The organism is Enterobacter oligotrophicus (genome assembly GCF_009176645.1).
GTDB classification, from domain to species: Bacteria; Pseudomonadota; Gammaproteobacteria; order Enterobacterales; family Enterobacteriaceae; genus Enterobacter; species Enterobacter oligotrophicus.
Map to the genome: position 1 here is coordinate 2,700,337 of NZ_AP019007.1, position 13,964 is coordinate 2,714,300.

Below are 13,964 nucleotides of genomic sequence, written 5' to 3' on the forward strand. Positions count from 1 at the left end.
GGCTTGACGTGTCTGCTAAAGAGACAATAGTTAATACAGGGCTATATGCCCTCATCTCTCTTCCTTAACAATGACAAATGTCGCCGAATTCGGCTCTTTCTGGAGTCGCGTTGATGATGATAAAAAAGTTCAGTGGTCGCCACGCTGTTTTTGGCCTGGTGGGTATTTCAGCCTGCGTGCTTTTTTCTAACACAGCTTCTGCCTGGCAACAGGAATATATCGTTTCAGACGCACAAAGTAATATGGCGGAACGTTATACATGGGACGCCGATCACCAACCGCGTTATGAGGATATTCTGGCAGAGCGTATTAACAGCTCACAGAATACGGTGGGATTCGCCCTGAATGTTCCCTCCGGGTTGGCTGAGGATGCCTCCGGTGCCCTGAGTGTGGGCTGGAATTTCCCCGTGCTGCGTCATACCACGACCGGACCGGTGATGGCATGGCGTTACGATGGTACCACGCCATCAATGATGAACGAATTTGGCGATACGGTGACCACGCAGTCGCTGACCGACCCTCTCTGGCATGCCAGCGTCAGCTCACTCGGCTGGCGTGTCGATACCCGGTATGGCGAACTTCGTCCGTGGGCGCAGATTAGCTATAACCAGCAATTTGGTGAAAACCAGTGGAAATCCCAGTATGGGATGCCGCAGACGCCCGCGCTCGTGCAGAACGGGAACTGGATGGATGTCACCGTTGGAACGGATATACCGTTTACTCCTCATATGGCGGCTTATGCGTCATTTGCTCAAGGTGAGAATGCTGTTTCGGGCGAAGGGGTAATGTATACCCTGGGGGTGAGTGCGAATTTTTAACGTTACGCCAACATCTTGAATACAATAGCCGTGGGAGCTGTAGCGATAGTATCCACTAACCTCTGATCGCTTCATTCCCCGGCAAGGTCATTCATTCCCGATTTCAGGCATTTCATTCCGTCTCTCCTGCATTTCATGCCGTTTTACCCCAGGCGTATTAAGGTTTTGTTTATCGTTGTCCTCAGCGAATTCCCTTAATTTTTCTTGCAGGACAACTGCCATGAACACATCAACTTATAACCGTACGCGTTGGCTGACGCTATTTGGCACCATCGTTACCCAGTTCGCACTGGGTTCGGTCTATACCTGGAGCCTGTTTAACAGTGCGCTTTCCGATAAGCTCGGTGCACCGGTCAGCCAGGTGGCGTTTTCCTTCGGCTTGCTGAGCCTGGGTTTAGCGTTGTCTTCTTCTGTTGCCGGTAAACTGCAGGAGCGGTTCGGCGTGAAGCGCGTGACCATGGCTTCTGGCATTTTGTTAGGCGTGGGCTTTTTCCTGACGGCGCATTCAAACAACCTGCTGATGCTGTGGCTGAGTGCAGGCGTGCTGGTGGGGCTGGCAGACGGTGCCGGTTACCTGCTGACGCTGTCAAACTGTGTGAAGTGGTTCCCGGAACGTAAAGGTTTGATCTCCGCGTTTGCGATTGGCTCTTATGGCCTGGGCAGCCTCGGGTTCAAATTTATCGATTCCCAACTGCTGGCCTCGGTGGGTCTTGAGAAAACATTCATGATCTGGGGCGTTATTGTTCTGGTGATGATTCTGTTTGGCGCAGCCCTGATGAAAGATGCGCCGCAGCAGGAAGTGAAATCCGTTAACGGCGTGGTGGAAAATGATTTCACTCTTGCGCAGTCCATGCGTAAACCACAGTACTGGATGCTGGCAGTGATGTTCCTGACCGCCTGCATGAGCGGCCTGTATGTGATTGGCGTGGCGAAAGATATTGCTCAGGGGATGGTGAAACTGGATGCGCTCACGGCGGCCAATGCGGTCACCGTCATCTCCATCGCCAACCTCTCTGGCCGCCTGGTGCTGGGTATTCTGTCTGATAAAATCGCCCGTATTCGCGTCATTACGCTGGGGCAGGTGGTGTCACTGGTGGGCATGGCGGCGCTGCTGTTTGCCCCACTGAACGAGGCAACATTCTTTGCCGCGATCGCCTGTGTGGCCTTTAACTTCGGTGGCACAATTACCGTCTTCCCGTCGCTGGTGAGTGAATTCTTCGGCCTGAATAATCTGGCGAAAAACTACGGTGTGATTTACCTGGGCTTTGGCATCGGCAGCATCTGCGGTTCGCTTATTGCCTCCTTATTCGGTGGGTTCTACGTAACGTTCTGCGTGATATTTGCTCTGTTGATTCTTTCTCTGGCGCTGTCGACCACCATTCGCCAGCCGCAGCGGGATGTGTTTAATGAAGCGCATGCGTAATTAGCAGTGAAAAAGGCCGGGTTACCGGCCTTTTTATTGTCTGGAAAACCGCTACTTAACCAAAATTGTCGGCTTACGGATTTGCTTTTTTGTAAATAACTGTTCCGATCACACTCTCTGCTGCCACTTTTTCTCTTCGCTGTGGTCTACTTACCACGCTTGTAGACGTTTCTTATAACGATCCCCTGAGCGAATATCTAATCTGTTCACTTCTTAGAGAGGTGGACGGCGGTACTGTCCCTTTTTCCGGGTAGCTTGCATGAAATACATTAAATCGATGGCGCAACAAAAGCTCTGCTTTTTGCTGGCGTTGTACATCGGCCTGTTTATGAATGGCGCAGTTTTTTTCCGTCGGTTTGACGGTTACGCGCAAGATTTTACCGTCTGGAAAGGAATTGCAGCGGTTGTCGAACTGGTCGCTGCGGTACTGGTCACCTTCTTCTTACTCCGACTTCTCACTCTGTTTGGCCGCCGCGTATGGCGGGTGCTGGCCTCGTTGATTGTCCTGTGTTCGGCAGGTGCCAGCTATTATATGACCTTTATGAACGTGGTGATTGGCTATGGCATTATTGCCTCGGTGATGACCACGGATATCGACCTCTCCAAAGAGGTGGTTGGCCTGCATTTTGTTCTCTGGCTGGTGGCTGTCAGCGCACTGCCGTTACTGCTTATCTGGAGCAATCGCTGCCGGTATACCCTGGTACACCAAATCCGCACGCCAGGGAAACGCTTCCGTAGCGTCGCGCTGGTGCTGCTGGCGGGGTTGATGGTCTGGGGGCCGATTCGTCTGCTGGAAGTGAAGCAAAAGTACGACGAACGAACCTCAGGCGTGGATATGCCAAGCTATGGCGGCGTGGTTGCCAACTCGTATCTGCCGTCTAACTGGATCTCCGCGCTGGGGTTATATGCGTGGGCGCAGGTAGATGAATCCTCTGACAACAAATCGCTGATGAACCCGGCGAAGAAGTTTACCTATGAAGCGCCGAAGGATATCGACGACACCTACGTGGTCTTTATTATCGGTGAAACTACCCGCTGGGATCATATGGGGCTTCTGGGCTATGACCGCGACACCACGCCAAAGCTGGCGCAGGAGAAAAACCTGGTTGCCTATCGCGGCTACTCCTGTGATACCGCCACAAAGCTCTCCTTACGCTGTATGTTCGTGCGCGAGGGCGGGGCGAGCGATAACCCGCAGCGTACATTGAAAGAGCAGAACGTTTTCTCGGTGCTCCATCAGCTCGGATTTACCTCTGACCTGTATGCGATGCAAAGCGAGATGTGGTTCTACAGCAATACCATGGCGAAAAACATCGCCTACCGCGAGCAGATTGGCGCTGAGCCGCGCAACCGCGGTAAAAGCGTGGATGACATGCTGCTGATCGACGAGATGAAAAATTCGCTGAACGGCAACCCGGAGGGTAAGCACATGATTATCCTGCACACTAAAGGGTCGCACTTTAATTACACCCAGCGGTATCCGCGCAGCTTCGCCAAATGGACGCCGGAGTGTGTTGGCGTGGATAAAGACTGCACCAAAGAGCAGTTGATTAACTCCTACGATAACTCCGTGATGTATGTCGATCACTTTATCGATTCGGTGATTGACCAGGTGCGTGATAAGAAAGCGATTGTGTTCTACGCCGCCGATCACGGTGAGTCTATTAATGAATACGAGCACCTGCACGGCACGCCACGCAAGATGGCACCGCCAGAGCAGTTCCGCGTACCGATGATGGTGTGGATGTCTGATAAGTACCTGGAAGACCCGGAGAAAGCGAAGATGTTTGCGCACCTGAAGAAAGAGGCGGATATGAAGGTGCCACGTCGTCACGTTGAACTGTACGACACCATTTTAGGCTGCCTGGGTTATACCTCACCAGACGGTGGGATTAACGAAAATAACAACTGGTGTAAGCTCCCTGATAACGCCGCGAAAGCCGCGCAGTAGCGCGTCTGGCGAGATTATCGCCAGTTGAATGGCTTTTTTAAATTAAGGGATTGACGGGGGCGCACCTCAGCAGTAAGATGCGCTCCGCATTCGGCGAGTAGCGCAGCTTGGTAGCGCAACTGGTTTGGGACCAGTGGGTCGGAGGTTCGAATCCTCTCTCGCCGACCACATTCAGAAAAGGGCTAGCCGAAAGGTTAGCCCTTTTTGCATTAAACATTTACCCGCCCCGATTCACCAAAATACCCTTTAGCCTTGCTTCACCCTGCCTGTTAACGATTTTGTGACATAATCCATTGTATTTTTTTATATATAGATTGATCTTTTTTCGCGTTGCTTATGGATAACCTCAGCATTTTTCGCTGTGCGTTTTAACGTTCGCGGAATTTAGTGCTCAGATAATCACCATTCTGCAAGAAAATTTACCCAATCTGAATAAAAGTTAATCACTGATTGTTGCGAAATATGAAGAGAGTTGTGCTGCAACATAGCGAGTAGCATAAATTTCCCTGCTGAAAACTGGCATCAAAGGTTTTTTTAATCTTTGTTTGCGGTTTCTCACACTCAGCGTAAATCCCCGTCACCTGTATTGACGTTTTCACATTCTGTTGACAGATTGTAGGGCACGAGGGGCATTTCAGGGACGATCTGCGCTGCAACTCTAACGCTCTTCTGAAAGGATTCTCCATCCCTTTAACGCCTTCGGGCATCACCGACCGGACCGGGTAAAAAATAAATAAAGGTCAGGCGGCGTAACACAACAAAGCAAAACATCACATTGGAGCAGAATAATGAGTATTTCCTTGAAGAAGTCAGGGATGCTGAAACTTGGTCTGAGCCTGGTGGCTATGACCGTCGCAGCAAGCGTACAGGCAAAAACCCTGGTTTACTGTTCTGAAGGCTCGCCGGAAGGCTTTAACCCACAGCTCTTTACCTCTGGTACAACGTACGACGCAAGCTCTGTACCTATTTATAACCGTCTGGTTGAATTCAAAATCGGTACTACGGAAGTGATTCCGGGTCTGGCGGAGAAATGGGAGGTCAGCGAAGACGGTAAAACCTATACCTTCCACCTGCGCCAGGGCGTGAAGTGGCAGGACAGCAAAGAATTTAAACCTACGCGTGACTTTAACGCCGACGACGTGGTGTTCTCCTTCGATCGTCAGAAAAACGCGCAAAACCCGTACCACAAAGTGTCTGGCGGCAGCTATGAATACTTCGAAGGGATGGGTCTGCCGGACCTGATCTCCGAAGTGAAAAAAGTGGACGATAAAACCGTTCAGTTCGTGCTGACGCGCCCGGAAGCGCCATTCCTGGCTGACCTGGCCATGGACTTCGCTTCTATTCTCTCTAAAGAGTATGCGGATAACATGCTGAAAGCGGGCACGCCGGAAAAAGTGGACCTGAACCCAATCGGGACTGGCCCGTTCCAGCTGCTGCAATACCAGAAAGATTCCCGCATTCTGTACAAAGCATTTGACGGTTTCTGGGGCACCAAGCCGCAGATCGACCGTCTGGTATTCTCTATCACACCTGACGCATCAGTACGTTACGCAAAACTGCAGAAAAACGAATGCCAGGTTATGCCATACCCGAACCCGGCTGACATCGCGCGTATGAAGCAGGATAAGAACATCAACCTGCTGGAGCAGGCGGGCCTGAACGTGGGCTACCTCTCCTTCAACACCGAGAAGAAACCGTTTGATGACGTGAAAGTGCGTCAGGCGCTGACTTATGCGGTGAACAAAGACGCGATCATCAAAGCGGTTTACCAGGGTGCAGGCATCGCTGCTAAGAACCTGATCCCACCAACCATGTGGGGCTATAACGACGACGTTAAAGACTACACCTACGATCCTGAGAAAGCGAAAGCGCTGCTGAAAGAAGCAGGCCAGGACAAAGGCTTTACCGTTGAGCTGTGGGCGATGCCAGTACAGCGTCCGTACAACCCGAACGCACGCCGCATGGCGGAAATGGTTCAGGCTGACTGGGCGAAGATTGGCGTTCAGGCCAAGATCGTGACCTACGAGTGGGGCGAATATCTGAAACGCGCCAAAGCGGGTGAACACCAGGCGGTGATGATGGGCTGGACCGGCGACAACGGGGACCCGGACAACTTCTTCGCAACGCTGTTCAGCTGTGCGGCTGCGAAAGACGGTTCCAACTACTCTCGCTGGTGCTACAAGCCGTTTGAAGACCTGATCCAGCCGGCGCGTGCGACCGACGATCACAACAAACGTATTGAACTGTACAAGCAGGCTCAGGTTGTTATGCACGATCAGGCTCCGGCGCTGATTGTTGCTCACTCCACCGTGTACGAACCAGTGCGCAAAGAAGTGAAAGGCTACGTGGTTGATCCGCTGGGCAAACACCACTTCGAAAACGTATCGGTTGAATAATTAAAAGCAACGCCAGGCGGCGCTGCGCTTGCACTGGCCTACGGTATGTAGGCCGGGTAAGCGTAGCGCCACCCGGCAGCAGTGCTTTATTCCCTCTCTGAAAGGGGAGGGAATAAGATTTGTGAGCAATACAGACGTCACGCCATTGTCGTGCGTCATCAGAGAGAATCCGGGTTATGTTGCAGTTCATCCTCCGACGTCTGGGACTTGTCATCCCCACGTTTATCGGTATCACCCTTCTCACTTTTGCCTTCGTCCATATGATCCCCGGCGACCCGGTAATGATTATGGCGGGCGAGCGTGGTATCTCCCCTGAACGCCATGCGCAACTGCTGGCTGAACTCGGCCTGGATAAGCCGATGTGGCAGCAGTACCTCCATTATATTTGGGGCGTTATGCACGGCGACTTAGGGCTTTCACTGAAAAGCCGTCTTCCGGTGTGGGACGAGTTCGTGCCGCGTTTTAAAGCGACGCTGGAACTGGGCATCTGCGCCATGATTTTTGCGACCGCGGTGGGTATTCCCGTTGGCGTACTGGCCGCCGTTAAGCGCGGTTCTATTTTCGACCACACGGCCGTTGGCCTGGCGCTGACCGGTTACTCCATGCCTATCTTCTGGTGGGGCATGATGCTGATCATGCTGGTGTCGGTGCAGTGGAATCTGACGCCGGTCTCCGGGCGCGTCAGCGATATGGTCTTCCTTGATGATACCAATCCGTTAACCGGCTTTATGCTGATCGACACGGCCATCTGGGGCGAAGAGGGCAACTTTATTGATGCCGTCGCGCACATGATCCTGCCTGCGATGGTGCTGGGCACCATTCCTCTGGCGGTTATCGTGCGTATGACCCGTTCTTCCATGCTGGAAGTGCTGGGTGAAGATTACATCCGTACCGCGCGCGCCAAAGGGTTAACCCGCATGCGCGTCATCATCGTTCACGCTTTGCGTAACGCGATGCTGCCGGTGGTGACCGTTATCGGCCTGCAGGTGGGGACACTGCTGGCGGGGGCGATTCTGACCGAGACCATCTTCTCCTGGCCGGGCCTGGGGCGCTGGCTGATTGATGCACTGCAACGCCGTGACTATCCGGTGGTGCAGGGCGGGGTACTGCTGGTGGCGACGATGATTATCCTCGTCAACCTGCTGGTCGATTTGCTGTACGGCGTGGTGAACCCGCGTATTCGTCATAAGAAGTAAGGGGCCATCATGTCACACGTTTCTGAAAATAAAGTGGTCGCTGCACCGGTCCCTATGACGCCGCTGCAGGAGTTCTGGCACTACTTCAAGCGTAACAAAGGCGCGGTAGTAGGGCTGGTGTATGTTTCCATCATGATCCTGATTGCGGTGTTTGCGAACTTTCTGGCACCGTATAACCCGGCAGATCAGTTCCGCGATGCGCTGCTCGCGCCCCCTGCCTGGCAGGATGGCGGTAGCCTGACGCACCTGCTGGGGACGGACGATGTGGGCCGCGATGTGCTGTCGCGTCTGATGTACGGCGCGCGTCTGTCGCTGCTGGTCGGCTGCCTGGTGGTGGTGTTGTCGCTGGTGATGGGTATCGTACTCGGCCTGGTGGCAGGCTACTTCGGCGGTATCGTTGATAACATCATCATGCGTATTGTCGACATCATGCTGGCGCTGCCGAGCCTGCTTCTGGCACTGGTGCTGGTGGCCATCTTCGGCCCGTCGATCGGTAACGCGGCATTAGCGCTGACCTTTGTGGCACTGCCTCACTACGTGCGCTTAACGCGTGCCGCTGTGCTGGTGGAAGTGAACCGCGATTACGTTACCGCTTCCCGCGTGGCGGGTGCCGGGGCGATGCGTCAGATGTTTGTTAACATTTTCCCTAACTGCCTTGCGCCGCTGATTGTTCAGGCGTCGCTCGGTTTCTCTAACGCCATTCTCGATATGGCCGCTCTTGGCTTCCTTGGCATGGGTGCGCAGCCGCCGACACCGGAGTGGGGCACCATGCTCTCCGACGTGTTGCAGTTCGCGCAAAGCGCCTGGTGGGTCGTCACCTTCCCTGGTCTGGCGATTCTACTGACGGTGCTGGCATTTAACCTGATGGGTGATGGTCTGCGTGATGCACTTGATCCCAAACTGAAGCAGTAAGAGGCACGAGATGGCGTTATTAAATGTAGATAAATTATCGGTGCACTTCGGCGATGAAGGCACACCGTTTCGCGCCGTGGACCGCATTAGTTACAGCGTAAATCAGGGTGAAGTGGTCGGTATCGTCGGGGAGTCGGGTTCCGGTAAGTCTGTCAGTTCTCTGGCGATTATGGGGCTGATTGATTATCCAGGCCGCGTGATGGCGGAAAGCCTGGAATTTAACGGGCAGGATCTGAAGCGCATTTCCGAAAAACAGCGCCGCCAGCTGGTGGGCGCGGAAGTGGCGATGATCTTCCAGGACCCGATGACCAGCCTGAACCCGTGCTACACCGTCGGCTTCCAGATTATGGAAGCGATTAAGGTGCACCAGGGCGGCAACAAGAAAACCCGTCGTCAGCGCGCTATCGATCTGCTGACGCAGGTGGGGATTCCTGACCCGGCCTCGCGTCTGGACGTTTACCCGCACCAGTTGTCAGGCGGGATGAGCCAGCGCGTGATGATCGCGATGGCAATTGCCTGTCGACCAAAGCTGCTGATTGCGGATGAACCGACGACGGCGCTGGACGTAACTATCCAGGCGCAAATCATTGAGTTACTGCTGGAACTGCAGCAGAAAGAGAACATGGCGCTGGTGCTGATTACGCACGACCTGGCGCTGGTGGCTGAAGCGGCACATAAAATCATCGTGATGTATGCAGGGCAGGTGGTGGAGACCGGCAGTTCGCACGATATCTTCCGCGCGCCGCGTCATCCGTATACGCAGGCGCTTTTGCGCGCACTGCCGGAGTTCGCCCAGGATAAAGCGCGCCTGGCGTCGCTGCCGGGTGTCGTACCGGGTAAATATGACCGCCCGCAGGGCTGTCTGCTTAACCCGCGCTGCCCGTATGCGACGGATAAATGCCGTGCGGAAGAGCCAGAGCTTAACCTGCTGGCAGACGGCCGCCAGTCGAAATGCCATTACCCACTCGATGATGCCGGGAGGCCAACACTATGAGTACGCAACAGGCCGCCACGCAACAACTGCTGTTGCAGGCCATCGACCTGAAAAAACACTACCCGGTGAAGAAGGGGTTGTTTGCCCCTGAGCGCCTGGTCAAAGCGCTGGATGGCGTCTCCTTTACGCTCGAACGCGGTAAAACGCTGGCAGTGGTGGGAGAATCTGGCTGTGGGAAGTCTACGCTGGGACGTCTGCTGACGATGATTGAAGTTCCGACGGGCGGTGAGCTTTATTATCAGGGGCAGGATCTGCTCAAGCACGATCCACAGGCGCAGAAACTGCGTCGCCAGAAAATCCAGATTGTGTTCCAGAACCCGTACGGTTCCCTGAACCCGCGTAAAAAAGTGGGGCAGATTCTGGAAGAGCCGCTGCTGATTAACAGTAATCTCAGCAAAGAACAGCGTCGTGAAAAAGCGCTGGCGATGATGGCGAAAGTCGGCCTGAAAACCGAGCATTACGATCGCTACCCGCATATGTTCTCCGGCGGTCAGCGTCAGCGTATCGCCATCGCCCGTGGTCTGATGCTTGACCCGGACGTGGTGATTGCCGATGAACCGGTTTCGGCGCTCGACGTTTCCGTGCGTGCGCAGGTGCTGAACCTGATGATGGATCTGCAGCAGGAACTGGGGCTGTCGTATGTGTTTATTTCGCACGACTTGTCCGTGGTGGAGCACATTGCCGATGAAGTCATGGTGATGTATCTGGGGCGCTGTGTGGAGAAGGGGACGAAGGACCAGATCTTTAATAACCCTCGCCATCCGTATACCCAGGCACTGCTGTCAGCAACTCCGCGCCTGAATCCGGACGATCGACGTGAGCGCATTAAGCTGACCGGTGAACTGCCAAGCCCGTTAAATCCGCCTCCGGGCTGTGCGTTCAACGCCCGCTGCCGTCGTCGCTTTGGTCCATGTACACAGCTACAGCCACAGCTGAAGGATTACGGTGGGCAACTGGTGGCCTGCTTCGCGGTCGATCAGGATGAAAACGGCGAGAAGCCGCATGCATAAACAAAAAAACCGGCGTTAAGCCGGTTTTTTATGTCTGCTCCGTTATTTCCGCAAACGAATCTGGTCGACAGCGTGTTTTTCACTCTTGGTGAGGATCAGGCTCGCGCGCTCGCGCGTCGGCAGAATGTTCTCTTTCAGGTTCACGTAGTTGATCTCATTCCACAGACCTGTTGCCACGTTGATTGCCTCTTCTTCAGAGAGCTGAGCGTAGTTGTGGAAGTAAGAGTCAGGATCGGTGAAGGCCCCTTCGCGGAACTTCAGGAAGCGGTTGATATACCAGCTCTGCAGCAAATCTTCCGGTGCATCAACATATATAGAGAAATCGACGAAGTCGGAAACAAACACGTGATGTGGGTCGTGAGGATAATCCATTCCGCTTTGCAGGACGTTTAACCCTTCCAGAATCAGGATGTCCGGCTGCACAACCGTTTTGTCGCCGTCCGGGATGCGGTCGTAAATCAGGTGTGAATAAACTGGCGCGGTGACGTTAGGCGCACCCGATTTCAGGTCAGAGACGAATTTCACCAGGCGGTGCATATCATAGGAGAGCGGGAAGCCCTTCTTCTTCATCAGACCGCGTTCTTTTAATACTTCGTTCGGATGCAAAAAGCCGTCGGTGGTGATCAGCTCCACGCTGCGGTGCTCGGGCCAGCGGCTCAGCAATGCCTGCAATACGCGTGCTGTGGTGCTTTTGCCCACCGCCACGCTGCCCGCAATGCTGATGATATAAGGAATACGTTGGCCGTTAGTGCCGAGGAATTGCTCCAGTACCGCCTGGCGGCGCAGGTTGGAGCTAATATAGAAGTTAAGCAAGCGAGATAGCGGTAAGTAAATCTCTGCTACCTCTTCCAGCGACAAATCTTCATTTATCCCTTTCAACCGCGCGATTTCACCTTCCGTCAGCGTCATAGGGACGGAGTCACGCAGGGCAGCCCACTGGCTGCGGTTAAACTGAAGATAAGGTGTCATTAACGTTTGCTCTTTTTTGCTCATAAGCATGCTTCTGTGAGCCAGCACAATACAGCCGGGTCATGGCTCATCACATAGTTAATTTTGGACAATGGGCAGGAGGTTAACACCAGATGACAGGAATAATAAGAAAAAATATGGGAAAGCGATGCTTTACGCGTGAGTCATCACGCTACGGTATATACGGTGTAAATCGGACTTTCATGCTGAATATTTGACCGCAGATGAGTGAATTTACAGCGTTCAGCACTCCTTTCGCATAAAATGTGAGCGAAAGAACGTTTTATGCAATTTTTTAGTTGCATGACCGCGCATGTCTCCATAGAATGCGCGCTACTTGATGCCGACTTAGCTCAGTAGGTAGAGCAACTGACTTGTAATCAGTAGGTCACCAGTTCGATTCCGGTAGTCGGCACCATCAAGTCCGGTGGGGTTCCCGAGCGGCCAAAGGGAGCAGACTGTAAATCTGCCGTCACAGACTTCGAAGGTTCGAATCCTTCCCCCACCACCACTTTCTGGCAGCGTAAGCGCCGCCGGAGCTGGTTAAAAAAATCGACCAGCTCGAACTTAAAAAGAGAGAAATCTCTTTTTTTGTTACAGAAAGAACTGGGTAGCCGAGTTTCAGGATGCGGGCATCGTATAATGGCTATTACCTCAGCCTTCCAAGCTGATGATGCGGGTTCGATTCCCGCTGCCCGCTCCAATACGTGCTGATATGGCTCAGTTGGTAGAGCGCACCCTTGGTAAGGGTGAGGTCCCCAGTTCGACTCTGGGTATCAGCACCACTTCACTTCTCCCTCCCGTTTCTCTCTGTTTCAATGTAAATGTATTCAACAGTTCAGGCATTTCGCCTGGTTGATGTGGTGATATCACCGATTTATCCGTGTCTTAGAGGGACAATCGATGTCTAAAGAAAAGTTTGAACGTACAAAACCGCACGTTAACGTCGGTACTATCGGCCACGTTGACCATGGTAAAACAACGCTGACCGCTGCAATCACTACCGTTCTGGCAAAAACCTACGGTGGTTCCGCTCGTGCATTCGACCAGATCGATAACGCGCCAGAAGAAAAAGCTCGTGGTATCACCATCAACACCTCTCACGTTGAATATGACACCCCGACTCGCCACTACGCACACGTAGACTGCCCAGGCCACGCCGACTATGTTAAAAACATGATCACCGGTGCTGCGCAGATGGACGGCGCGATCCTGGTTGTTGCTGCGACTGACGGCCCAATGCCTCAGACTCGTGAGCACATCCTGCTGGGTCGTCAGGTAGGCGTTCCTTACATCATCGTGTTCCTGAACAAATGCGACATGGTTGATGACGAAGAGCTGCTGGAACTGGTAGAGATGGAAGTTCGTGAACTGCTGTCTCAGTACGATTTCCCAGGCGACGACACCCCAATCGTTCGTGGTTCTGCACTGAAAGCGCTGGAAGGCGACGCAGAGTGGGAAGCGAAAATCATCGAACTGGCTGGCTACCTGGATTCTTACATCCCGGAACCAGAGCGTGCGATTGACAAGCCATTCCTGCTGCCAATCGAAGACGTATTCTCCATCTCCGGTCGTGGTACCGTTGTTACCGGTCGTGTAGAGCGCGGTATCATCAAAGTTGGCGAAGAAGTTGAAATCGTTGGTATTAAAGAGACTGCGAAGTCTACCTGTACTGGCGTTGAAATGTTCCGCAAACTGCTGGACGAAGGCCGTGCCGGTGAGAACGTTGGTGTTCTGCTGCGTGGTATCAAACGTGAAGAAATCGAACGTGGTCAGGTACTGGCGAAGCCAGGCTCAATCAAGCCACACACCAAGTTCGAATCTGAAGTGTACATCCTGTCCAAAGACGAAGGCGGCCGTCATACTCCGTTCTTCAAAGGCTACCGTCCACAGTTCTACTTCCGTACAACTGACGTGACCGGTACCATCGAACTGCCAGAAGGCGTAGAGATGGTAATGCCAGGCGACAACATCAAGATGGTTGTGACTCTGATCCACCCAATCGCGATGGACGACGGTCTGCGTTTCGCAATCCGTGAAGGCGGCCGTACCGTTGGCGCGGGCGTTGTTGCTAAAGTTCTCGGCTAATCGCTGATAACATTTGACGCAATGCGCAATAAAAGGGCATCATTTGATGCCCTTTTTGCACGCTTTCACATCAGAACCTGGCTCATCAGTGATTATTTTTGTCATAATCATTGCTGAGACAGGCTCTGCAGAGAGCGTATAATCCGAAAAGCGATTAAGCGTTTCGATTTGGTTTGCCTCGCAATCGCGGGGTGAAAATGTTTGTAG

Annotated in this window: 10 protein-coding genes and 5 tRNA genes; 14 read left to right on the forward strand and 1 reads right to left on the reverse strand. The window is 53.3% G+C overall.

Going from position 1 to position 13,964, the window contains the following annotated elements; genetic code table 11:
• The first annotated feature begins 113 nt into the window (after positions 1-113).
• The 9 genes from EoCCA6_RS12925 (at position 114) to dppF (ending at position 10,700) form a co-directional block, all read left to right on the forward strand.
• Positions 114-818, forward strand: a complete 705-nt coding sequence (locus EoCCA6_RS12925; RefSeq protein WP_152082990.1) for an autotransporter domain-containing protein — start codon at positions 114-116, stop codon at positions 816-818.
• Between the two features lie 220 nt (positions 819-1,038).
• Positions 1,039-2,241 (forward strand): L-lactate MFS transporter, encoded by a 1,203-nt coding sequence (locus EoCCA6_RS12930; protein WP_152082991.1) that lies wholly within the window; start codon positions 1,039-1,041, stop codon positions 2,239-2,241.
• A 259-nt stretch (positions 2,242-2,500) separates the two neighbouring features.
• Entirely contained in the window at positions 2,501-4,192 is a 1,692-nt protein-coding gene (gene eptB, locus EoCCA6_RS12935; RefSeq protein WP_152082992.1) for a kdo(2)-lipid A phosphoethanolamine 7''-transferase, read from the forward strand.
• A gap of 91 nt (positions 4,193-4,283) precedes the next feature.
• Positions 4,284-4,360: transfer RNA gene (locus EoCCA6_RS12940), tRNA-Pro, on the forward strand.
• Positions 4,361-4,980: 620 nt separating this feature from the next.
• The gene (gene dppA / locus EoCCA6_RS12945; protein ID WP_152082993.1) at positions 4,981-6,588 is read left to right on the forward strand and encodes a dipeptide ABC transporter periplasmic-binding protein DppA; all 1,608 of its coding nucleotides are present in this window, start codon (positions 4,981-4,983) and stop codon (positions 6,586-6,588) included.
• Between the two features lie 176 nt (positions 6,589-6,764).
• Positions 6,765-7,784: a dipeptide ABC transporter permease DppB gene (gene dppB / locus EoCCA6_RS12955; protein WP_152082994.1), complete on the forward strand. Its 1,020-nt coding sequence runs from the start codon at positions 6,765-6,767 to the stop codon at positions 7,782-7,784.
• 9 nt (positions 7,785-7,793) lie between these two features.
• Entirely contained in the window at positions 7,794-8,696 is a 903-nt protein-coding gene (dppC, locus tag EoCCA6_RS12960) for a dipeptide ABC transporter permease DppC (protein ID WP_152082995.1), read from the forward strand.
• A 10-nt stretch (positions 8,697-8,706) separates the two neighbouring features.
• Positions 8,707-9,690 carry a dipeptide ABC transporter ATP-binding protein gene (gene dppD / locus EoCCA6_RS12965; protein ID WP_148421546.1) on the forward strand — a complete coding sequence of 328 codons (984 nt, stop codon included), beginning with the start codon at positions 8,707-8,709 and terminating at the stop codon, positions 9,688-9,690.
• Positions 9,687-10,700, forward strand: coding sequence for a dipeptide ABC transporter ATP-binding subunit DppF (gene dppF, locus EoCCA6_RS12970; RefSeq protein ID WP_152082996.1), 1,014 nt, complete (start codon positions 9,687-9,689; stop codon positions 10,698-10,700). Before dppD ends, dppF begins: the two co-directional genes overlap by 4 nt.
• 42 nt (positions 10,701-10,742) lie before the next feature.
• Here the strand turns inward: dppF and coaA are convergent, their stop codons facing one another.
• A complete protein-coding gene (gene coaA, locus EoCCA6_RS12975) occupies positions 10,743-11,693 on the reverse strand; it encodes a type I pantothenate kinase (RefSeq protein WP_152082997.1) in 951 nt (316 codons plus the stop codon).
• Positions 11,694-12,011: 318 nt separating this feature from the next.
• On the opposite strand from coaA, the gene EoCCA6_RS12980 reads away from it, so the two are divergent.
• The 5 genes from EoCCA6_RS12980 (at position 12,012) to tuf (ending at position 13,757) form a co-directional block, all read left to right on the forward strand.
• A tRNA-Thr gene (locus tag EoCCA6_RS12980) sits at positions 12,012-12,087 on the forward strand.
• An 8-nt stretch (positions 12,088-12,095) separates the two neighbouring features.
• Positions 12,096-12,180: transfer RNA gene (locus EoCCA6_RS12985), tRNA-Tyr, on the forward strand.
• Between the two features lie 117 nt (positions 12,181-12,297).
• A tRNA-Gly gene (locus EoCCA6_RS12990) sits at positions 12,298-12,372 on the forward strand.
• A 6-nt stretch (positions 12,373-12,378) separates the two neighbouring features.
• Positions 12,379-12,454 (forward strand) — tRNA-Thr (locus EoCCA6_RS12995).
• Positions 12,455-12,572: 118 nt separating this feature from the next.
• The gene (gene tuf, locus EoCCA6_RS13000; protein WP_013094997.1) at positions 12,573-13,757 is read left to right on the forward strand and encodes an elongation factor Tu; all 1,185 of its coding nucleotides are present in this window, start codon (positions 12,573-12,575) and stop codon (positions 13,755-13,757) included.
• The last annotated feature ends 207 nt before the right edge of the window (positions 13,758-13,964 follow it).

Excerpts from the sequence above, each read along its gene's own strand:
- EoCCA6_RS12925 (WP_152082990.1), top strand. The coding sequence starts at position 114 with ATGATGATAAAAAAGTTCAGTGGTCGCCACGCTGTTTTTGGCCTGGTG.
- EoCCA6_RS12930 (WP_152082991.1), top strand. The coding sequence starts at position 1,039 with ATGAACACATCAACTTATAACCGTACGCGTTGGCTGACGCTATTTGGC.
- eptB (WP_152082992.1), top strand. The coding sequence starts at position 2,501 with ATGAAATACATTAAATCGATGGCGCAACAAAAGCTCTGCTTTTTGCTG.
- dppA (WP_152082993.1), top strand. The coding sequence starts at position 4,981 with ATGAGTATTTCCTTGAAGAAGTCAGGGATGCTGAAACTTGGTCTGAGC.
- dppB (WP_152082994.1), top strand. The coding sequence starts at position 6,765 with ATGTTGCAGTTCATCCTCCGACGTCTGGGACTTGTCATCCCCACGTTT.
- dppC (WP_152082995.1), top strand. The coding sequence starts at position 7,794 with ATGTCACACGTTTCTGAAAATAAAGTGGTCGCTGCACCGGTCCCTATG.
- dppD (WP_148421546.1), top strand. The coding sequence starts at position 8,707 with ATGGCGTTATTAAATGTAGATAAATTATCGGTGCACTTCGGCGATGAA.
- dppF (WP_152082996.1), top strand. The coding sequence starts at position 9,687 with ATGAGTACGCAACAGGCCGCCACGCAACAACTGCTGTTGCAGGCCATC.
- coaA (WP_152082997.1), bottom strand. The coding sequence starts at position 11,693 with ATGAGCAAAAAAGAGCAAACGTTAATGACACCTTATCTTCAGTTTAAC.
- tuf (WP_013094997.1), top strand. The coding sequence starts at position 12,573 with ATGTCTAAAGAAAAGTTTGAACGTACAAAACCGCACGTTAACGTCGGT.